Source organism: Pseudomonas sp. GW823-FHT03E05 (genome assembly GCF_058796855.1).
In genome coordinates this window covers 96813-116641 of sequence record NZ_JBXAJB010000002.1, presented here as the reverse complement: position 1 = coordinate 116641, position 19829 = coordinate 96813, and the positions used below count along the sequence as shown (strand labels likewise).

The window sequence follows — 19829 nt, the reverse complement described above, 5'->3', positions numbered from 1 at the left end:
CCTTTGCAGTCAAGTCTTCCAACTGTACCTATGATCCCCGTGCAGCGGAGACTGTCCCATGGCTGTTACCCCTAATTCGCTTCTTCAGGCCACTGCCCAGGCCAGCGCTAAGTCCAAGACTCAAGCGGCACCTGTCAGCCCCCTGGCGAGCATTGCCGAGCCTGGGGACAAGGCTTCCAGCTTCGCGCAGCTCTACGCCAAGGAATCCCAGAACCAGCCGCAGGCCAAGCCTCCAAGCTTTGCCGACAACTCGCCCAAGCCGGTGCGCGACAAGGGGGCTGACAGTAGCCCGAAGAAGGATGTCAGCAAGGACTCTTCTGCCGCGCCGCAGCCAGCCGTTGCCGATAGCGGCAAATCCTTGCCTGCCGACAAGCCGGCCAGCAGCGACAGCAAAACAGCGTCCACTGATGCTGCCAAGCCGGCTGATACCGCACAAACCGACACTCCGCCCCCCAGCGATCCGATGCTGGATCCAAGCCTGGTACAGGTCGCGCCGCCGCAGCCTGTGGTGCCGGCTGAACCGGCCCCGGCGACACCTGCGCCGCCTCAGGTCGAGGCGGCTCCCGTCGCCCCTGCGCCGGCCATCGTTGCCGCAGTGGTGGCGCCACCCGTCGAGCCGGCCAAGCCTGAGTTCGACCCCGAGGCTGATCCTCTGGATGCCTTGCCTGCGGTGCGCCTGGCCATGGAGCAGGGCGGCCATGTGTCGGCGTCCAGCCAGAGCCAGCCGAAGGCCACGCCAGGCAATGCCGGCAATGAAGGGCAGCTGGCCTCGGTGCAGAACTTCGCCAATGGCATGGCCGGCATGCTCGAGCAGCAGGCGGGCAAGAGCGGCACCGAGCAGGGCGGCGAAAAGGCCTTTAGCGGGTTGATCGCCGATGGCTTGAAGGACCTCAAGGGGGCTTCCAGTGATACCCGGGTGGATGATTTCGCCAATCGCCTGGCGGCGTTGACCCAGGCCGCGACGCCCAAGACGGCCAACGCGGTGCCGGTCAACCAGCCGCTGGCCATGCACCAGAATGGCTGGACCGAAGAGGTGGTCAATCGGGTGATGTACCTGTCCAGCACCAACCTCAAGTCGGCAGACATCCAGTTGCAGCCGGCCGAGCTGGGGCGCCTGGACATTCGCGTGCACATGATTCCGGACCAGCAGACCCAGGTCACCTTCATGAGTGCCCATGCTGGCGTTCGCGAAGCCCTGGAAGGGCAGATGCACCGCATGCGCGACATGTTCAACCAGCAGGGCCTGGGGCAGGTGGACGTCAACGTCTCCGATCAGTCCCGTGGCTGGCAGGGCCAAGAGCAGGCGCAGCAGGAACAGAATCGCCGCAGCGGTTCCAGCACCAGCGGCGGGCGCCTGGACAATGGCGATGATGAGTCGACCCCGGCCGTGGCAGAAGTTCAGGCTCCGGTACAGACCGTGATCGGCAGCAGCGCCGTCGACTACTACGCCTGACCTGTGGCGGGGGTCGCTACCGGCCCCTGCACTGATCCTCGCGGTGTAACTGCAACAGCTTGCCCCCCCAGGTTTCCCTTCGCAGCGTTGCCCTTCGCTGTTGATCCCTGCCTTTCTGACAAATCTGGCATAACACTTGCTCTTGCCTTGCCGTGCGACTGTGAACCCCCGATTAGTGACGGATTATTGGCATGGCGAAGAGCGAAGCAGCAGAAAAACCCACCGCAGGGAAAAGCAAACTCAAGCTTATCCTCTTGATTGTCCTGGCGTTGTTGCTGGCCATCGGCCTGTCGGTCGGCGCCACCTGGTACTTCATGCACAGTGCTCAGAGCAAGCCGGCCCCGGCTGCAGAGACCGCCAGCAACGTCAAGCCTGCGGCGATCTACGAGCCCATGGCCCCAGCCTTTGTTGCCAACTTCACGCAGAACGGCCGGCAGCGCTACATGCAGGTGAGCATTACCCTGCTGGCGCGCAATCAGGCCGACCTGGATGCGCTGAAAGTGCACATGCCGGTGATCCGCAACAACCTGGTCATGCTCTTCTCCGGGCAGAATTTCGACACCCTGGCCACTCCGGTCGGCCAGGAAATGCTCCGCCAGAAGGCCACCGCCAGCGTTCAGGAAGTGGCGCAGAAAGAGGTGGGCAAAGTGGTGGTCGAGCAGTTGCTCTTTACTAACTTCGTACTGCAGTAGGAACACGACATGGCCGTGCAGGACCTGCTGTCCCAGGATGAGATCGATGCGCTGTTGCATGGCGTCGACGACGGTCTGGTACAGACCGAACACGCTGCCGAGCCCGGCAGTGTCAAAAGCTACGACCTGACCAGCCAGGATCGCATCGTCCGTGGACGCATGCCGACCCTGGAAATGATCAACGAGCGTTTCGCCCGCTATACCCGTATCAGCATGTTCAACATGCTGCGCCGTTCGGCTGACGTGGCAGTGGGTGGCGTGCAGGTAATGAAGTTCGGCGAGTATGTGCACTCGCTGTACGTACCCACCAGTCTGAACCTGGTGAAGATCAAGCCGCTGCGCGGCACCGCGCTGTTCATTCTTGACGCCAAGCTGGTGTTCAAGCTGGTGGACAACTTCTTCGGCGGCGATGGCCGCCACGCGAAGATCGAAGGGCGCGAATTCACCCCGACCGAACTGCGGGTGGTGCGCATGGTGCTGGAGCAGGCCTTCGTCGATCTCAAGGAAGCATGGCAGGCGATCATGCCGGTCAACTTCGAGTACATAAACTCGGAAGTGAACCCGGCCATGGCCAACATCGTCGGTCCCAGCGAAGCCATCGTGGTGTCGACCTTCCACATCGAGCTCGATGGCGGTGGCGGCGATCTGCACGTGACCATGCCGTATTCGATGATCGAGCCGATCCGCGAAATGCTCGACGCCGGCTTCCAGTCCGACCTGGACGACCAGGACGAACGCTGGAGCAAGGCTCTGCGCGAGGACGTGCTGGATGTGGCCGTGCCGCTGAGCGCCACTGTCGCCCGTCGTCAGTTGCGCCTGCGGGACATCCTGCACATGCAGCCTGGCGATGTAATCCCGGTGGAACTGCCCGAAGACATGATCATGCGCGCCAATGGCGTGCCGTCGTTCAAGGTCAAGCTGGGTTCCCACAAGGGCAACCTGGCGCTGCAAGTGATCGAGCCGATCGAGCGCCGTTGAGCGGCGCTCCAACCTGTTTGCTGTTCAATGAATTTTTGCCCGTCGAGGACCCATGATGGCTGACGAAATTAACTCCCAGGACGACCAGGCGCTGGCCGACGAGTGGGCTGCTGCGCTGGAAGAAACCGGTGATGCCGGTCAGGCGGATATCGATGCCCTGCTGGCGGCGGATGCCGGCGCCGCGTCAAGTTCCGGGCGCTTGCAGATGGAAGAGTTCGGCAGCGTGCCGAAGAACCATGAGCCGGTCACCCTGGACGGCCCTAACCTGGACGTGATTCTGGATATCCCGGTATCGATCTCCATGGAAGTGGGCAGCACCGATATCAACATTCGCAACCTGCTGCAGCTCAACCAGGGCTCGGTGATCGAGCTCGATCGCTTGGCCGGCGAGCCGCTGGACGTGCTGGTCAACGGCACCCTGATCGCCCATGGCGAGGTGGTTGTGGTCAACGAAAAGTTCGGCATTCGCCTGACTGACGTGATCAGCCCCAGCGAACGCATCAAGAAGCTGCGCTAAGTGAACAAGCTGCTTGGCATTGCATTTGCGCTGCCCCTGAGCGCCCTGGCTGCGGAGCCGGCGGCCACCGCCGCGGTGGCTGCGGCTGCGCCCGTGACCGGCAGTGTCAGCGGCCAGTTGACCCAGTTGGTACTGGGCCTGCTGCTGGTGATCGGCGTGATCTTCTTCCTGGCCTGGCTGTTGCGCCGGGTGCAGCAGGCCGGTCCTGCCGGCAAGGGGCAGGTGATCGAACTGATCGGCTCCCGGGCTCTGGGCCCGCGCGATCGCCTGGTGCTGGTGCAGGTTGGCAACGAGCAGATCCTGCTGGGCCTGACCCCGGGCACCATCACCCCGTTGCATGTACTCAAGGAGCCGGTGCAGGTGCCCAGTGCCGAGCAGGCGACGCCCGAGTTCGCCCAGCGCCTGATGGAGCTGTTGGGCAAGGATCAGAAGGATAAGAAGTAATGCCGTTGCGCATCATCTTGACGTTGGCACTGATGCTGGCGGCGCCGCTGGCGTTGGCGGCGGACCCGTTGTCGATCCCGGCGATCACCCTTGGCACCAATGCCAGCGGCCAGCAGGAGTATTCGGTCAGCCTGCAGATCCTGCTGATCATGACGGCGCTGAGCTTCATTCCAGCGTTCGTCATGCTGATGACCAGCTTCACCCGGATCATCATCGTCTTCTCGATCCTGCGTCAGGCCCTGGGCCTGCAGCAGACCCCGTCGAACCAGATCCTCACCGGCATGGCGCTGTTTCTTACCATGTTCATCATGGCGCCGGTGTTCGACCGGGTGAACCAGGACGCCTTGCAGCCTTACCTGGCGGAAAAACTCACCGCCCAGGACGCCGTGGCCAAGGCTCAGGTGCCGATCAAGGACTTCATGCTGGCGCAGACCCGCAGCAGCGACCTGGAGCTGTTCATGCGCCTGTCCAAGCGCACCGACATCGCCAGCCCTGACCAGGCGCCGCTGACCATCCTGGTCCCGGCCTTCGTCACCTCCGAGCTCAAGACTGCGTTCCAGATCGGCTTCATGATCTTCATTCCGTTCCTGATCATCGACCTGGTGGTGGCCAGTGTGCTGATGGCCATGGGCATGATGATGCTCTCGCCCCTGATCATTTCCCTGCCGTTCAAGATCATGCTGTTCGTCCTCGTGGACGGTTGGGCGTTGATCATCGGTACCCTGGCGGGCAGTTTCGGTGGTGTTTAAAACCTTGTTTGCGGGTGATCGACAATGACTCCGGAAGTCGCGGTAGACCTGTTTCGCGAAGCGCTCTGGCTGACCACCATGATGGTGGCGGTGCTGGTGGTGCCCAGCTTGTTGGTGGGCCTGATGGTGGCCATGTTCCAGGCTGCCACCCAGATCAACGAACAGACCCTGAGCTTCCTGCCGCGCCTGCTGGTGATGCTGGTGACCCTGATTGTCGCCGGGCCCTGGCTGGTGCAAACCTTCATGGAATACATCCGTCAGTTGTACGGCAGTATTCCGCAGTTGATCGGCTGAGCCCATGTCCCTGCTGGCGTTGACCGACACCCAGATCAGTACCTGGGTGGCGAGCTTCATGTTGCCGCTGTTCCGGGTCACCTCGCTGCTGATGGTGATGCCGGTCTTCGGGACCACCCTGGTGCCGCGGCGGGTACGCTTGTACTTTGCCCTGGCGATCACCGTGGTGATAGCGCCGGGGCTGCCGCCCATGCCCGAAGTGCACGCCCTGGATCTCAGCGGCCTGTTGCTGGTCGCCGAACAGATCCTGATCGGCGCGGTACTGGGGTTTTCCCTGCAGCTGTTCTTCCAGGCTTTCGTGGTTGCCGGACAGATCGTGGCGATCCAGATGGGCATGGGGTTCGCTTCCATGGTCGACCCCACCAACGGTGTGTCGGTGGCGGTGATCGGGCAGTTCTTCACCATGCTGGTGACCCTGTTGTTCCTGGCCATGAACGGCCACTTGGTGGTGTTCGAGGTACTTACCGAGAGCTTTACCACCCTGCCGGTGGGTGGCGGCCTGATGGTCAACCATTACTGGGAGCTGGCAGGCAAGCTCGGTTGGGTGCTGGGGGCGGCGCTGCTGCTGGTATTGCCGGCGATCACCGCGCTGCTGGTGGTGAACATCGCCTTTGGCGTCATGACTCGCGCGGCGCCGCAATTGAACATCTTCTCCATCGGCTTTCCCCTGACCCTGGTGCTGGGCATGGGCATCGTCTGGATCAGCCTGGCTGACATTCTCAATCAGTATCAACCGCTGGCCTCCGAGGCCCTGCAGTTCTTGCGCGAACTGGCGAGGGCACGCTGAGCCATGGCAGAGAGCGAGAGCGGTCAGGACAAGACAGAAGAGCCCACGGAGAAACGCAAAAAGGACTCCCGGGAAAAGGGCGAGATTGCCCGCTCCAAGGAGCTCAATACCCTGGCCATCATGCTGGCGGGGGCGGGTGGTCTGCTGGTCTATGGTGGTGGCCTGGCCCTGGATCTGCTGGAAATCATGCGCCTGAATTTCTCCCTGCCCCGTGAAGTGCTGCTCAGCCCCGGGGCTATGGGCCTGTACCTGCTGCATTCGGGCAAGATCGCCATCCTGGCAGTGCAGCCGGTACTGCTGACCCTGCTGCTGGCGGCGGTCATCGGCCCTATTTCCCTGGGCGGCTGGTTGTTCGCCGGCAAGAGCCTGGCGCCCAAGTTCAGCCGGATGAACCCGGCCAACGGCCTCAAGCGGATGTTTTCCCCCACGGCGTTGATCGAGCTGCTCAAGGCCCTGGCCAAGTTTGCCCTGGTGCTGTTCGTGGCGCTCTCGGTGCTCTCGGCAGATATCGACGACCTCTTGCGTATCGCCCATGAGCCCCTGGAGAAGGCGATCATCCACAGCATCCAGGTGGTGGGCTGGAGCACCTTGTGGATGGCCTGCGGGCTGATCCTGATTGCTGCAGTGGATGTGCCGGTGCAGCTGTACCAGGCCCACAAGAAGTTGCTGATGACCAAGCAGGAAGTGCGCGACGAGCACAAGGACCAGGAGGGGCGGCCCGAGGTCAAGCAGCGGATTCGCCAGTTGCAGCGCGAGATGTCCCAGCGGCGGATGATGGCGGCGATCCCGGAGGCCGATGTGGTCATCACCAACCCGACCCACTACGCCGTGGCGCTCAAATACGATGCCGAGAAGGGCGGGGCGCCGGTGCTGCTGGCCAAGGGCAGCGACTTCCTGGCCTTGCAGATTCGCGAGATCGCCGTGGCCCACGAAGTCATGCTGCTGGAGTCGCCGGCCCTGGCGCGTTCGATCTTCTATTCCACCGAGCTTGAGGAAGAGATTCCTGCCGGGCTTTACCTGGCGGTGGCCCAGGTACTGGCCTACGTCTATCAGATCCGCCAGCACCGCGCGGGCAAGGGCAAGCGCCCGGATCCGCTCAAGGATCTGCCGATTCCGCCGGATCTGCAGCGCGATACTTCTGGCAAGCAGGCCCCACCCGGGCCCGTCACGCCGGTATAAGCCTGGCCATAGCGGCGCTAAAAAACACTCCTCGCCAGAAAAGTGGCTTATCGCCATTATTTTTTTGCTTGTGCATGCCCAGGCTTGCCGATGCGGCTGATAGAGGCTGCGTCCCTCTGCTTCCGGGGTCAGGGCAAAGTTGGAAGGTTTCTTGCAGTAGCAGCCCCGTGCCGCTTCAGGCGTCAAAAGTTTGCTTTACGGAACGGGGTAAATCGGTGGATCGCTCTCAGTTAATCAACACGGCTCGCAGCAACCTGGCTGACCTCGGTCGAGGCAATCTGGGTGTGCCGGTGCTGCTGTTGGTCATGCTGGCCATGATGATGTTGCCGGTCCCGGCGTTCCTGCTGGACGTGTTCTTCACGTTCAACATCGCTTTGTCGATCGTGGTTCTGCTGGTGTGCGTGTACGCCCTGCGGCCGCTGGACTTTGCCGTGTTCCCCACCATTCTGCTGGTGGCCACGCTGCTGCGCCTGGCGCTCAACGTGGCTTCGACCCGGGTGGTGATGCTCCATGGCCAGGAGGGCCACGCCGCTGCCGGTAAGGTGATCCAGGCCTTCGGTGAGGTGGTGATCGGCGGCAACTACGTGGTCGGTATCGTGGTCTTTGCGATCCTCATGATCATCAACTTCGTGGTGGTGACCAAGGGTGCCGGCCGTATTTCCGAGGTGAGCGCGCGCTTCACCCTGGACGCCATGCCCGGCAAGCAGATGGCCATCGATGCTGACTTGAACGCCGGCCTGATCGACCAGAACCAGGCCAAGCTGCGCCGTCTCGAAGTGGCCCAGGAGGCCGAGTTCTACGGTTCCATGGACGGTGCCAGCAAATTCGTGCGCGGTGACGCCATCGCCGGTTTGCTGATCCTGTTCATCAACCTGATCGGCGGCATGGCCGTCGGTATCTTCCAGCACAACATGAGCTTTGGCGATGCGGGCCGGGTATACGCCTTGCTGACCATCGGTGACGGTTTGGTGGCGCAATTGCCATCACTGTTGCTGTCCACTGCGGCGGCGATCATGGTGACCCGGGCTTCGGGTTCCGAAGACATGGGCAAGCAGATCAACCGGCAGATGTTCGCTTCGCCCAAGGCGCTGGCGGTGGCAGCCGGCCTGATGGCCGTGATGGGGCTGGTGCCGGGCATGCCGCACGTCTCCTTCCTCAGCCTGGCGGCCGTGGCCGGTGGCGCCGCTTATCTGGTCTGGAAAAAGCAGAACCAGGTCAAGGTCAAGGCTCTGGAAGAGGTCCAGCGTCAACAGGACCTGCTGCCTTCCCCGGCCCGTGCCCTGGAAACCAAGGAGTTGGGTTGGGACGACGTGACGCCGATCGACATGATCGGCCTGGAAGTCGGTTACCGCCTGATTCCCCTGGTGGATCGCAACCAGGGCGGGCAATTGCTGGCGCGGATCAAGGGGGTACGCAAGAAGCTCTCCCAGGACCTGGGCTTTCTCATGCCCACGGTGCATATCCGCGACAACCTGGACCTGGCGCCGAGCGCCTACCGCCTGACCCTGATGGGGGTGATCCTGGCCGAAGCGGAGATCTATCCGGATCGCGAGCTGGCGATCAACCCGGGGCAGGTCTATGGCACGCTCAACGGCATCTCCGCTCGGGACCCGGCCTTTGGTCTGGAAGCGGTGTGGATCGAAATCAGCCAGCGGCCGCAGGCGCAGTCCCTGGGCTACACCGTGGTGGACGCCAGTACCGTGGTCGCCACCCACTTGAACCAGATTCTGTACAAGCACTCCAGCGAACTGATCGGCCACGAAGAGGTCCAGCAGTTGCTGCAAGTGTTGTCCAAGAGTTCGCCGAAGCTGGCCGAGGAATTGGTGCCGGGCGTGCTGTCGCTGTCGCAGTTGCTCAAGGTCCTGCAAGCGCTGCTGGCCGAGCAGGTGCCGGTACGCGACATCCGCAGCATTGCTGAAGCCATCGCCAACAATGCCGCCAAGAGTCAAGATACTGCCGCTTTGGTTGCCGCGGTACGCGTCGGATTGTCTCGTGCCATCGTCCAAAGCATTGTAGGCACTGAGTCTGAGCTGCCTGTGATCACCTTGGAGCCAAGGTTGGAACAAATTTTGCTCAGCAGTCTGCAGAAGGCAGGACAAGGCCAGGAAGAAGGCGTTCTGCTGGAGCCAAGCATGGCAGAGAAGCTGCAGCGTTCGCTGATCGATGCGGCGCAGCGTCAAGAGATGCAAGGTCAACCGGTGATTCTGTTGGTAGCGGGGCCGGTCCGCGCCATGCTCTCGCGGTTCGGCCGTCTCGCCGTCCCGGGTTTGCATGTGCTGGCGTACCAGGAAATTCCGGACAACAAGCAAGTGACCATCGTTGCGACAGTAGGGCCCAACGGCTGAGGTAGTGGGTTATGCAAGTTAAGCGTTTTTTCGCCGCCGATATGCGTCAGGCCATGAAACTGGTTCGTGATGAGTTGGGCGCTGAAGCCGCCATCATCGGCAACCGGCGGATCGCCGGCGGTGTCGAGCTGACGGCTGCGCTGGATTACAAGTTGTCGGCCTTGTCGCCACGGGTTCCGAACATGGAACTCGAGGACGAGCTGCGCAAGACCCAGTCGCGGATTGTCACCGCCCAGGCCGAACTGAGCCTGCGGGGCGAGGGCGACAGTGCCTCGATCACCAATCGCCAGCTGTTCGCCGGCCTGCCGTTGACCGCGGCCGAGCCCCTGATCGAGCCGACCCTGACCGAGCGTCCGCGCCCGGCGCCGGCTCCTGCAGCGCCACCTGCCGATACGCGGGCGCTGGACTCGATGCGTTTCGAGCTCAACGGTCTGCGCGAACTGCTGGAAGTGCAGCTCGGCTCCCTGGCCTGGAGCCAGTTGCAGGGCAGCCGTCCGGAGCAGGCCAACCTCTGGCGTCGCCTGCAGCGCATCGGCCTGTCGGGCCCGCTGGCCCGCGACCTGCTGGCACTGATTACCGAAATCAACGAACCCCGTCAGGCCTGGCGCATGTTGCTGGCGCACCTGGCGCGAATGATCCAGACCCCGGAAGTCGAGCCTCTGGAAGAGGGCGGCGTGATCGCCATGGTCGGCCCGGCCGGCATGGGCAAGACCACCACCCTGGCCAAGCTGGCGGCGCGCTACGTGCTCAAGTACGGGGCGCAGAACATTGCCCTGGTGAGCATGGACAGCTACCGCATCGGCGCCCAGGAGCAGCTCAAGACCCTGGGGCGCATCCTCAATGTGTCGGTGACCCATGTGGACCCGGGCCAGTCCCTGGCCCAGGCACTGGATCCGCTGCTGCGCAAGCGCGTGGTGCTGATCGATACCGCCGGCCTGCAGGCCAGCGATCCGGCGTTGCGCATGCAACTGGAGAGCCTGGCCGGTCGTGGCATTCGTGCGAAGAACTATCTGGTACTGGCTACCACCAGCCAGAAACAGGTGCTGACCGCCGCCTACCACAGCTACAAACGCTGCGGCCTGGCCGGTTGCATCCTGACTAAACTTGATGAAACAGCCAGTCTTGGCGAAGTGCTGAGCCTGGCCATCAGTCATGAACTGCCGGTTGCCTATCTCACTGATGGTCCGCGGATTCCTGACGATCTGCACCTGCCTCGCCGGCATCAGCTGGTGAGTCGCGCGGTAAGCGTACAGATGCAGGAAGAACCCAGCGAGGAAGCCATGGCCGACATGTTCGCTGACCTTTACCACAGCCCGTCCAAACGGGTTGGCTGAGGTAATCATGAATAGATTGCAGTGTATCTACATCGATGGTCTGCCATGCATTGTTCCAATGGTGAACGCGCAGCCAGTTATGTGGCCCCGTCTAAGTAAGACAAGGTAAAGAAAGAACATGGGCAGCATGCATCCCGTACAGGTGATTGCGGTGACCGGCGGCAAAGGTGGCGTCGGCAAGACTAATGTGTCAGTGAACTTGTCCCTGGCTCTGGCTGAGCTCGGCCGGCGGGTCTTGCTGCTGGATGCCGACCTGGGACTGGCCAATGTCGATGTCCTGCTGGGCCTGACTCCCAAACATACCCTGGCCGACGTCATCGAGGGCCGTTGCGAACTGCGCGATGTGCTGCTCCAGGGCCCTGGAGGCATCCGCATCGTACCGGCCGCCTCGGGCACCCAGAGCATGGTGCACCTGAGCCCTGCGCAGCACGCTGGCCTGATCCAGGCCTTCAGCGATATCGGCGACAATCTCGATGTGCTGGTGATCGACACCGCTGCGGGTATTGGTGACTCGGTAGTCAGCTTTGTCCGCGCGGCCCAGGAAGTACTGCTGGTGGTGTGCGACGAGCCGACCTCGATCACGGACGCCTACGCGCTGATCAAGCTGCTCAACCGCGACTACGGCATGAACCGTTTCCGGGTCCTGGCCAACATGGCTCAGAGCCCTCAGGAAGGTCGCAACCTGTTTGCAAAATTGACCAAGGTCACGGATCGCTTCCTGGACGTGGCCTTACAATACGTCGGCGCAGTTCCCTACGACGAAAGCGTACGCAAGGCCGTGCAAAAGCAGCGTGCGGTCTATGAAGCCTTTCCTCGTTCGAAGTGTGCATTGGCGTTCAAGGCCATCGCGCAAAAAGTCGATACCTGGCCGTTGCCGGCGAACCCACGCGGGCATCTGGAGTTTTTTGTCGAGCGGCTAGTGCATCAAACAGCGGGACCGGTGCTATGACTGCCAGTGGCTACAACCTCTACAAGAAGTCGGCGCGTGACAGCCAGTACGAATTGATCGAGCGCTACGCGCCTCTGGTCAAGCGTATTGCCTATCACCTGCTGGCGCGGTTGCCGGCCAGTGTTCAGGTAGAAGACCTGATTCAGGCCGGGATGATCGGTTTGCTCGAAGTGTCGACCAAATACGACGCGAGCAAGGGGGCGAGTTTCGAAACCTACGCGGGTATCCGTATCCGTGGGGCGATGCTCGACGAGGTTCGTAAAGGCGACTGGGCACCGCGTTCGGTGCACCGTAATACGCGCATGGTCAGTGATGCGATTCGCGCAATTGAAGCTAAAACCGGTCGTGACGCTAAAGATCATGAAGTTGCGGCCGAACTTCAATTGAGTCTCGACGATTATTACGGGATTTTGAACGACACCTTGGGCAGCCGCCTGTTCAGTTTCGACGACCTGTTGCAGGACGGCGAGCATGAAGGGCTGCATGAGGATGGCGCCAGTGCTCATCTCGAGCCGTCACGGGACCTGGAGGATGAACGCTTCCAGGCCGCGTTGGCGGATGCGATTGCCAATTTGCCGGAGCGCGAGCGACTGGTGTTGGCGCTGTACTACGACGAAGAGCTGAACCTCAAGGAAATCGGTGAGGTCCTGGGGGTCAGCGAATCGCGGGTCAGCCAGTTACACAGCCAGTGCGCAGCCCGTTTGCGGGGGCGTTTGGGGGAGTGGCGAGCGCGCTGACAGGCAGTGTGGGGACACTGCGTTCAGGACCGGTGAAGCAAGCGCTGCACCGGTCTTGCAGTATGTGCTCCATGCAGTCGTTGTGTGTTATGCCGGATTGATTGAATGGCGCGTTCAGGTGCTGGATGCGTTTAAGACTGCTTGGAGGTCGAATTGGACAAGAACATGAAAATCCTCATCGTTGATGACTTTTCAACGATGCGGCGGATCATTAAGAACCTGTTGCGTGATCTGGGATTCACCAACACGGTCGAGGCCGACGATGGCACTACCGCCATTCCGGTACTCAACAGCGGGAGCATCGACTTTCTGGTAACGGACTGGAACATGCCGGGCATGACCGGTATCGACCTGCTGCGCCACGTGCGCGCCGATGAAAAACTCAAGCACCTGCCGGTATTGATGGTGACTGCTGAAGCCAAGCGCGAGCAGATCATCGAAGCTGCCCAGGCCGGCGTAAACGGCTATGTCGTCAAACCATTCACGGCTCAGGCGTTGAAAGAGAAGATCGAAAAAATCTTCGAACGCATCGGTTGAGACGCGTAGCCATTCCGCCACGGGGGAGCTATGGAGCATAACGAATCTTCACTGGGCGACTTTGAGTCGACCCTGAAAAAACATGCGCTGGAACTGGTCGAGAGCCTTGAAAAGGGCAAGTTCGGCGAAGCGGTGCAATTGATCCATGAGCTCAATCAGACCCGTGACCGCGGCCTGTACCAGGAAGTGGGCAAGCTCACCCGCGAGCTGCATAGCGCGATCGTCAATTTCCAGATTGACCCGCACATGCCACAAGCCGAGGAAGTTTCACAGATCACGGATGCCACTGAGCGCCTGTCCTATGTGGTCCGGCTGACGGAAGCCGCAGCCAACCGCACCATGGACCTGGTGGAGAGCAGCACCCCGCTGGTCAACGGCCTGAGCACTGAAGCCCAGGCCTTGAGCGCAGACTGGGGGCGCTTCATGCGGCGCGAGGTCGGCGCTGAAGAGTTTCGCGAGCTGGCGCGCCGGGTCGACAGTTTCCTGACGCGCAGCGAACAGGAAACCCGTACCGTTTCCGGCCACCTCAACGACATTCTGCTGGCGCAGGATTACCAGGACCTGACCGGTCAGGTGATCAAGCGTGTGACCCAGTTGGTCACGGAAGTCGAAAGCAATCTGCTCAAACTCGTCTTGATGGCCAGCCAGGTCGATCGTTTCGCCGGTATCGAACATGACCGTGAATCGATCCTCGCTGAAAAAGATCCGCAAAAACATCTCGCCAAGGGTGAAGGTCCGCAGATTCATGCCGATAAACGGGAAGACGTTATGTCCGGTCAGGACGATGTAGACGATTTGCTTTCCAGCCTTGGATTCTAGGAGCACCCATTAATGAGCTTCGGCGCCGATGAAGAGATCCTTCAGGATTTCCTGGTTGAGGCCGGCGAGATTCTAGAGCAACTGTCCGAACAACTGGTCGAGCTGGAAAGCCGGCCGGATGATGCGGATTTGCTCAATGCAATTTTTCGCGGTTTTCACACTGTTAAAGGGGGCGCCGGCTTCCTCCAGCTCAATGAGCTGGTGGAGTGCTGCCACATCGCCGAGAACGTCTTCGACATCCTGCGCAAGGGTGAGCGGCGAGTCGACTCGGAACTGATGGACGTGGTGCTTGAAGCTCTGGACGCGGTGAACGGCATGTTCAGCCAGGTCCGTGAGCGCACCGAAATCACCGCTGCCACACCGGAGTTGCTGGCGGCCCTGGCGCGCCTGGCCGAACCTGCCGGTGCCGAGCCTGCAGCACCTGCTGTGGAAGAGGTGGTTGAGCCGGTTGCCGAGCCTGTGGCTGAAGAAAGCCCGGCAGGGGACATCACCGATAACGAATTCGAGCTGTTGCTCGACTCGCTGAATGCCGCCAAGGCCGAAGCCGAAGCAGCGCCTGCCGCCGCACCTGCGGCCCAGGGCGAGCCGGCCAGCGATGAAATCACCGACGCCGAGTTCGAATCCCTGCTCGATCAGTTGCACGGCAAGGGCCAGTTCGCCCCGGATGCCGTGGCACCGGCCGCGGCCAGTGCCACCAGTGGTGCGGCTGGCGCAGGTGATGAGATCACCGACGATGAATTCGAAGCATTGCTGGACCAGTTGCATGGCAAGGGCAACTTCGCCGTGGAGGCCCTGGATTCGGCCGTGGCGGCGGCGCCTGCCGCTCCTGCCGCAGCCGCACCAAGCGCAGCCGCAGCCGGCAGCGACCTGATCACCGATCACGAATTCGAATCCCTGCTGGATGAGTTGCACGGCAAGGGCAAATTCTCCGAAACCCCGGGTGCGGCCAAGCCAGCCGCGGCCACTGCGGCTCCGGCTGCGGCGGCCACCGCTGCCGTCGTCAAGCCGGCGGCGAAGAAGCCCGAGCCCAAGGCCGAGGCGCCGAAAGCTGCCGCTGCTCCTGCTGCGGCCCCGGCCCCGGCCCCGGCTCGCGCCGCCGCTGCGGCCCCGCCGGCGGAAAAGCCTGCCAGCGAAGCGGAAACCACGGTGCGTGTCGATACCGCGCGCCTGGACGAAATCATGAACATGGTGGGCGAGCTGGTGCTGGTGCGTAACCGCCTGGTGCGCCTGGGCCTCAACAGCGGCGACGAAGCCATGTCCAAGGCCGTGTCGAACCTCGACGTGGTGACTGCCGACCTGCAGACCGCGGTGATGAAGACCCGCATGCAGCCGATCAAGAAGGTCTTCGGGCGCTTCCCGCGCCTGGTTCGCGACCTGGCCCGACAGCTCAAGAAAGAGATCAACCTGGAACTGGTGGGGGAAGAAACCGACCTCGACAAGAACCTGGTAGAGGCCCTGGCCGACCCGCTGGTGCACTTGGTGCGCAACGCGGTGGACCACGGCATCGAATCGCCGGAAGAGCGCGAAGCCTCGGGCAAGTCCCGTGGCGGCAAGGTGGTACTGGCGGCGGAACAGGAAGGCGACCACATCCTGCTGTCGATCTCCGATGACGGCAAGGGCATGGACCCGAACGTGTTGCGCGCCATCGCCGTCAAGCGCGGCGTGATGGACAAGGACGCCGCCGACCGCCTGAGCGATACCGAGTGCTACAACCTGATCTTTGCCCCGGGCTTCTCCACCAAGACCGAGATTTCCGATGTGTCCGGTCGCGGTGTGGGCATGGACGTGGTGAAGACCAAGATTTCCCAGCTCAATGGTTCGATCAACATCTATTCGACCAAGGGCCAGGGCTCGAAGATCGTCATCAAGGTGCCATTGACCCTGGCGATCATGCCGACCCTGATGGTCATGCTCGGCAACCAGGCATTCGCTTTCCCGCTGGTCAACGTCAACGAGATCTTCCACCTCGACCTGTCGCGCACCAACGTGGTGGACGGCCAGGAAGTGGTGATCGTGCGCGACAAGGCGTTGCCCCTGTTCTACCTCAAACGCTGGCTGGTCAGTTCCGCCGCTCATGAAGAGCAGCGCGAGGGCCACGTAGTGATCCTTTCGGTGGGTACCCAGCGGATCGGCTTCGTCGTCGATCAACTGGTGGGCCAGGAAGAAGTGGTCATCAAGCCCTTGGGCAAAATGCTTCAGGGAACCCCGGGCATGTCCGGCGCCACCATTACCGGTGACGGCCGCATTGCTCTGATCCTCGATGTTCCGAGCATGCTCAAGCGTTACGCCGCACGGCGTATTTGATTCGGCGGGGAGGGGCGGTTGGCCTCGCCCCACCTAACGGAGTGTTTATGGCAGTCAAAGTCCTGGTGGTGGACGATTCGGGTTTTTTCCGCCGCCGCGTCTCGGAAATTCTTTCAGCGGATTCGAATATCCAGGTCGTCGGCACGGCGACCAATGGTAAAGAGGCGATCGATCAGGCCCTGGCGCTCAAGCCGGACGTGATCACCATGGACTACGAGATGCCGATGATGGATGGCATCACCGCAGTGCGGCACATCATGCAGCGCTGCCCGACGCCGGTCCTGATGTTCTCCTCCCTGACCCACGAAGGCGCCCGAGTGACCCTCGATGCGCTGGATGCCGGGGCGGTGGACTTTCTGCCGAAGAACTTCGAGGACATCTCGCGCAATCCCGAGAAGGTCAAGCAGTTGCTGTGCGAGAAGGTCCACAGTATCTCGCGCAGCAATCGGCGCTTCAGCAGCTACAGTGCTCCGGCGCCGCAGCCGGCGAGTGCGCCGGCACCTGCTCCTTCGAGCTTCGCCAGTTCGCGCTCGCCAGCTCCCGCACCGGCTCCGGCCCGCGCAGCGGCGCCGGCGGCCAGTGCGAATTCGCCGGCACCCAAGCGCAAGGCCTACAAGCTGGTGGCCATTGGTACGTCCACAGGCGGCCCGGTGGCGCTGCAGCGGGTCCTGACCCAGCTGCCGGCCAACTTCCCGGCCCCCATCGTCTTGATCCAGCATATGCCGGCGGCCTTCACCAAAGCCTTTGCCGAGCGTCTGGACAAGCTCTGCCGCATCAGTGTCAAGGAAGCCGAGGATGGCGACATCCTGCGTCCGGGCCTGGCGCTGCTGGCGCCTGGCGGCAAGCAGATGATGGTCGACGGTCGTGGTGCGGTGAAGATTCTCCCGGGCGATGAGCGCTTGAACTACAAGCCGTGCGTGGATATCACCTTCGGCTCTGCGGCCAAGTCCTACAGCGACAAAGTTCTGGCGGTGGTGCTCACCGGCATGGGCGCCGACGGTCGCGAAGGCGCGCGTCTGCTCAAGCAGGGCGGCAGTGCGGTATGGGCCCAGGACGAGGCCAGCTGTGTGATCTATGGCATGCCCATGGCCATCGTCAAGGCCAACCTGGCGGATGCGGTGTACAGCCTGGACGACATCGGCCGGCACCTGGTCGAGGCCTGTCTCTGATGGATGTGCTCAGCCTTATCGGGATCATCATGGCGTTTGTCGCCATCATCGGTGGCAACTACCTGGAGGGGGGGCACCTGTCGGCCCTGGCCAACGGTCCGGCGGCACTGATCGTGCTCGGCGGGACCATCGGTGCGGCACTGCTGCAGTCGCCGCTGAGCGCCTTCAAACGGGCCATGCAGATCCTTGCCTGGATCCTGTTCCCGCCCCGGGTCGATCTGCCGGGCGGCATCGACCGGGTGGTCAACTGGAGCCTCACCGCGCGCAAGGAGGGCCTGCTGGGCCTGGAAGGCGTGGCGGATGCCGAGCCTGACAGTTATGCGCGCAAGGGCTTGCAGTTGCTGGTGGACGGTGCCGAACCCGAAGCCATCCGCAGCATTCTCGAAGTGGATTTCTATACCCAGGAAAGTCGTGATATCGAGGCCGCCAAGGTGTTCGAGAGCATGGGCGGCTATGCGCCGACCATCGGCATCATCGGCGCGGTAATGGGCCTGATCCACGTGATGGGCAACCTGGCCGATCCATCCCAGCTGGGTAGCGGCATCGCCGTGGCCTTCGTCGCCACTATCTATGGGGTGGCCAGTGCCAACCTGGTGCTGCTGCCGATCGCCGCCAAGCTGAAATCCGTTGCCTTGCGCCAGTCGCGTTACCGGGAAATGCTCCTCGAAGGCATCCTGTCGATCGCCGAAGGCGAAAACCCCCGCTCCATCGAGCTGAAGCTGCAAGGCTTCATGGACTGATTATGGCCCGTCGTCGCCAGCATGAAGAACACGTCAACCATGAGCGCTGGTTGGTTTCCTACGCCGACTTCATTACCTTGCTGTTCGCGTTTTTCGTGGTCATGTACTCGATTTCCTCGATCAACGAGGGCAAGTACAAGGTCATTTCCGAAGCCTTGATCGGGGTCTTCACCGACTCCGATCGTAGCCTCAAGCCGATTCCCATCGGCGACGAGCGTCCCAAGACCGTGACCCCGGCCAAGCCCCTGGTCAAGGACAGCGACCAGACCGACGCCGGCATCGCCGGGGCCAGCGACCCGCTGAAAAGCATCGCCGATGACATCAGCGCAGCCTTTGGCGACCTGATCAGCTCCAACCAGATGACCGTGCGCGGCAATGAACTGTGGGTGGAGATCGAACTCAACTCCAGCCTGCTGTTCGGCAGTGGCGATGCCATGCCCAGCGACCAGGCGTTCACCATCATCGACAAGGTGGCGAAGATCCTCAAACCCTTCGACAACCCGATCCATGTCGAGGGCTTCACCGACAACCTGCCGATCCAGACCGCGCAGTACCCGACCAACTGGGAGCTGTCCTCGGCCCGTTCTGCGAGCATCGTGCGCATGCTGGCGATGCAGGGGGTGAACCCGGCGCGCATGGCCTCGGTGGGCTACGGTGAGTTCCAGCCAGTGGCCAACAACGCCACCGCCGAAGGCCGGGCGCGCAATCGCCGGGTGGTGCTGGTGGTGTCGCGCAACCTGGATGTGCGCCGCAGCCTGACCGGTACCGGCACCGCCCATGCAACACCGGATGCGGCACTCAAGCGTGCTGGCACACAAACTGCACCAACCCCGGTCAAAACGCCGGTACAGGGAAGCGCCGTCAATTCTCCGTCACCTGCTTTATAACTTAGCGCTATGTCTCGCCCCGCTGTGGCCGGGCGGGAGGAACCAACCGAATGAGAGTCTGGGCAGTTGCCAATCAAAAGGGTGGTGTCGGTAAAACCACCAGTTCCATCGCTTTAGCCGGCTTGCTGGCCGAGGCGGGCAAGCGTGTGGTCGTGGTCGATCTCGACCCCCACGGCTCCATGACCAGCTACTTCGGCTATGACCCGGACAGCCTGGAGCACAGCAGCTACGACCTGTTCCTGCACAAGGGCAATGTGCCCCAGGACCTGCCGGGCCAGTTGTTGCTGGGCACCAGCCACGAGCGTATTTCGCTGTTGCCGTCCAGCACCGCGCTGGCCACCCTGGAGCGCCAGTCGCCGGGGCAGAGCGGCCTGGGCCTGGTGATCGCCAAGAGCCTGGCGCAGCTGTGGCAGGATTTCGACTATGCGGTGATCGACAGCCCCCCGTTGCTCGGGGTGCTGATGGTCAACGCACTGGCGGCCAGCCAGCAGTTGGTGATCCCGGTGCAGACCGAGCACCTGGCGGTCAAGGGCCTGGAGCGCATGGTCAATACCCTGGCCATGGTCAATCGCTCGCGCAAGCAACCCTTGCCGTTCACTATCGTGCCGACCCTGTTCGACCGCCGTACCCAGGCCTCCCTGGGCACCCTGCGGGTACTGCGGGACAAGTTTCCCGAGGAGATCTGGCAAGGCTACATTCCGGTGGATACCCGCCTGCGCGACGCCAGCCGGGCCGGGGTCACCCCTTCGCAATTCGATGGCAAGAGCCGCGGCGTACTGGCCTACAAGGCCTTGCTCAAGCACTTGCTGGCCCAGCAGCTCGTGGCGCAGGTGGCTTGACGTGAAGCGTTATTCAAGTCGCCACGCCGCCCGGCCGATAACCCCTACAGGTCACTGTATCGGGGTTTTAGCGTGG

At 62.3% G+C, this 19829-nt stretch carries 20 protein-coding genes; all 20 read left to right on the top strand.

Features of this window, described 5'->3' with window-relative positions; translation table 11 throughout:
* The first annotated feature begins 58 nt into the window (after positions 1–58).
* The 20 genes from AC1RCO_RS08205 to AC1RCO_RS08110 all read left to right on the top strand — a co-directional run bounded on the left by AC1RCO_RS08205 (position 59) and on the right by AC1RCO_RS08110 (position 19753).
* Complete coding sequence (locus AC1RCO_RS08205) at positions 59–1453, top strand: flagellar hook-length control protein FliK (protein WP_220223886.1); 1395 nt, start codon at positions 59–61, stop codon at positions 1451–1453.
* 191 nt (positions 1454–1644) lie between these two features.
* Positions 1645–2145 carry a flagellar basal body-associated protein FliL gene (gene fliL, locus AC1RCO_RS08200; RefSeq protein ID WP_065363382.1) on the top strand — a complete coding sequence of 167 codons (501 nt, stop codon included), beginning with the start codon at positions 1645–1647 and terminating at the stop codon, positions 2143–2145.
* Between the two features lie 9 nt (positions 2146–2154).
* Positions 2155–3123: a flagellar motor switch protein FliM gene (fliM, locus tag AC1RCO_RS08195; protein ID WP_011059984.1), complete on the top strand. Its 969-nt coding sequence runs from the start codon at positions 2155–2157 to the stop codon at positions 3121–3123.
* A 55-nt stretch (positions 3124–3178) separates the two neighbouring features.
* A complete protein-coding gene (gene fliN, locus AC1RCO_RS08190; protein WP_011059985.1) occupies positions 3179–3640 on the top strand; it encodes a flagellar motor switch protein FliN in 462 nt (153 codons plus the stop codon).
* Positions 3641–4084, top strand: a complete 444-nt coding sequence (fliO, locus tag AC1RCO_RS08185) for a flagellar biosynthetic protein FliO (protein WP_011059986.1) — start codon at positions 3641–3643, stop codon at positions 4082–4084.
* The gene (gene fliP / locus AC1RCO_RS08180; protein ID WP_011059987.1) at positions 4084–4833 is read left to right on the top strand and encodes a flagellar type III secretion system pore protein FliP; all 750 of its coding nucleotides are present in this window, start codon (positions 4084–4086) and stop codon (positions 4831–4833) included. Before fliO ends, fliP begins: the two co-directional genes overlap by 1 nt.
* 24 nt (positions 4834–4857) lie before the next feature.
* Positions 4858–5127 carry a flagellar biosynthesis protein FliQ gene (gene fliQ / locus AC1RCO_RS08175; RefSeq protein WP_011059988.1) on the top strand — a complete coding sequence of 90 codons (270 nt, stop codon included), beginning with the start codon at positions 4858–4860 and terminating at the stop codon, positions 5125–5127.
* 4 nt (positions 5128–5131) lie between these two features.
* Positions 5132–5914: a flagellar biosynthetic protein FliR gene (fliR, locus tag AC1RCO_RS08170; RefSeq protein WP_011059989.1), complete on the top strand. Its 783-nt coding sequence runs from the start codon at positions 5132–5134 to the stop codon at positions 5912–5914.
* Positions 5915–5917: 3 nt separating this feature from the next.
* Entirely contained in the window at positions 5918–7093 is a 1176-nt protein-coding gene (gene flhB / locus AC1RCO_RS08165; protein WP_065363383.1) for a flagellar biosynthesis protein FlhB, read from the top strand.
* Between the two features lie 215 nt (positions 7094–7308).
* Positions 7309–9438 carry a flagellar biosynthesis protein FlhA gene (gene flhA / locus AC1RCO_RS08160; RefSeq protein ID WP_065363384.1) on the top strand — a complete coding sequence of 710 codons (2130 nt, stop codon included), beginning with the start codon at positions 7309–7311 and terminating at the stop codon, positions 9436–9438.
* A gap of 11 nt (positions 9439–9449) precedes the next feature.
* Positions 9450–10772, top strand: a complete 1323-nt coding sequence (flhF, locus tag AC1RCO_RS08155) for a flagellar biosynthesis GTPase FlhF (RefSeq protein WP_011060001.1) — start codon at positions 9450–9452, stop codon at positions 10770–10772.
* A 118-nt stretch (positions 10773–10890) separates the two neighbouring features.
* Positions 10891–11721, top strand: a complete 831-nt coding sequence (gene fleN / locus AC1RCO_RS08150) for a flagellar synthesis regulator FleN (protein WP_011060002.1) — start codon at positions 10891–10893, stop codon at positions 11719–11721.
* Entirely contained in the window at positions 11718–12458 is a 741-nt protein-coding gene (fliA, locus tag AC1RCO_RS08145) for an RNA polymerase sigma factor FliA (RefSeq protein WP_011060003.1), read from the top strand. Before fleN ends, fliA begins: the two co-directional genes overlap by 4 nt.
* A 165-nt stretch (positions 12459–12623) precedes the next feature.
* On the top strand, positions 12624–12995 hold the full coding sequence (locus AC1RCO_RS08140; protein WP_003183998.1) for a chemotaxis response regulator CheY: 372 nt from the start codon (positions 12624–12626) through the stop codon (positions 12993–12995).
* A gap of 30 nt (positions 12996–13025) precedes the next feature.
* Positions 13026–13814 carry a protein phosphatase CheZ gene (locus AC1RCO_RS08135; protein WP_047284566.1) on the top strand — a complete coding sequence of 263 codons (789 nt, stop codon included), beginning with the start codon at positions 13026–13028 and terminating at the stop codon, positions 13812–13814.
* A gap of 12 nt (positions 13815–13826) precedes the next feature.
* Positions 13827–16118, top strand: a complete 2292-nt coding sequence (locus AC1RCO_RS08130) for a chemotaxis protein CheA (protein ID WP_492617623.1) — start codon at positions 13827–13829, stop codon at positions 16116–16118.
* Between the two features lie 47 nt (positions 16119–16165).
* Positions 16166–17287, top strand: a complete 1122-nt coding sequence (locus AC1RCO_RS08125) for a protein-glutamate methylesterase/protein-glutamine glutaminase (protein ID WP_011060006.1) — start codon at positions 16166–16168, stop codon at positions 17285–17287.
* Positions 17287–18027, top strand: coding sequence for a flagellar motor protein (locus tag AC1RCO_RS08120; RefSeq protein WP_011060007.1), 741 nt, complete (start codon positions 17287–17289; stop codon positions 18025–18027). Before AC1RCO_RS08125 ends, AC1RCO_RS08120 begins: the two co-directional genes overlap by 1 nt.
* A gap of 2 nt (positions 18028–18029) precedes the next feature.
* On the top strand, positions 18030–18914 hold the full coding sequence (gene motD / locus AC1RCO_RS08115) for a flagellar motor protein MotD (RefSeq protein ID WP_072451670.1): 885 nt from the start codon (positions 18030–18032) through the stop codon (positions 18912–18914).
* A 50-nt stretch (positions 18915–18964) separates the two neighbouring features.
* Positions 18965–19753: a ParA family protein gene (locus AC1RCO_RS08110; RefSeq protein ID WP_011060009.1), complete on the top strand. Its 789-nt coding sequence runs from the start codon at positions 18965–18967 to the stop codon at positions 19751–19753.
* The last annotated feature ends 76 nt before the right edge of the window (positions 19754–19829 follow it).

Excerpts from the sequence above, each read along its gene's own strand:
- fleN (WP_011060002.1), top strand. The coding sequence starts at position 10,891 with ATGGGCAGCATGCATCCCGTACAGGTGATTGCGGTGACCGGCGGCAAA.
- AC1RCO_RS08205 (WP_220223886.1), top strand. The coding sequence starts at position 59 with ATGGCTGTTACCCCTAATTCGCTTCTTCAGGCCACTGCCCAGGCCAGC.
- AC1RCO_RS08130 (WP_492617623.1), top strand. The coding sequence starts at position 13,827 with ATGAGCTTCGGCGCCGATGAAGAGATCCTTCAGGATTTCCTGGTTGAG.
- fliM (WP_011059984.1), top strand. The coding sequence starts at position 2,155 with ATGGCCGTGCAGGACCTGCTGTCCCAGGATGAGATCGATGCGCTGTTG.
- AC1RCO_RS08140 (WP_003183998.1), top strand. The coding sequence starts at position 12,624 with ATGAAAATCCTCATCGTTGATGACTTTTCAACGATGCGGCGGATCATT.
- AC1RCO_RS08125 (WP_011060006.1), top strand. The coding sequence starts at position 16,166 with ATGGCAGTCAAAGTCCTGGTGGTGGACGATTCGGGTTTTTTCCGCCGC.
- AC1RCO_RS08135 (WP_047284566.1), top strand. The coding sequence starts at position 13,026 with ATGGAGCATAACGAATCTTCACTGGGCGACTTTGAGTCGACCCTGAAA.
- flhB (WP_065363383.1), top strand. The coding sequence starts at position 5,918 with ATGGCAGAGAGCGAGAGCGGTCAGGACAAGACAGAAGAGCCCACGGAG.
- fliL (WP_065363382.1), top strand. The coding sequence starts at position 1,645 with ATGGCGAAGAGCGAAGCAGCAGAAAAACCCACCGCAGGGAAAAGCAAA.
- motD (WP_072451670.1), top strand. The coding sequence starts at position 18,030 with ATGGCCCGTCGTCGCCAGCATGAAGAACACGTCAACCATGAGCGCTGG.
- fliR (WP_011059989.1), top strand. The coding sequence starts at position 5,132 with ATGTCCCTGCTGGCGTTGACCGACACCCAGATCAGTACCTGGGTGGCG.
- AC1RCO_RS08120 (WP_011060007.1), top strand. The coding sequence starts at position 17,287 with ATGGATGTGCTCAGCCTTATCGGGATCATCATGGCGTTTGTCGCCATC.
- fliQ (WP_011059988.1), top strand. The coding sequence starts at position 4,858 with ATGACTCCGGAAGTCGCGGTAGACCTGTTTCGCGAAGCGCTCTGGCTG.
- fliN (WP_011059985.1), top strand. The coding sequence starts at position 3,179 with ATGGCTGACGAAATTAACTCCCAGGACGACCAGGCGCTGGCCGACGAG.
- fliP (WP_011059987.1), top strand. The coding sequence starts at position 4,084 with ATGCCGTTGCGCATCATCTTGACGTTGGCACTGATGCTGGCGGCGCCG.
- flhF (WP_011060001.1), top strand. The coding sequence starts at position 9,450 with ATGCAAGTTAAGCGTTTTTTCGCCGCCGATATGCGTCAGGCCATGAAA.
- AC1RCO_RS08110 (WP_011060009.1), top strand. The coding sequence starts at position 18,965 with ATGAGAGTCTGGGCAGTTGCCAATCAAAAGGGTGGTGTCGGTAAAACC.
- fliA (WP_011060003.1), top strand. The coding sequence starts at position 11,718 with ATGACTGCCAGTGGCTACAACCTCTACAAGAAGTCGGCGCGTGACAGC.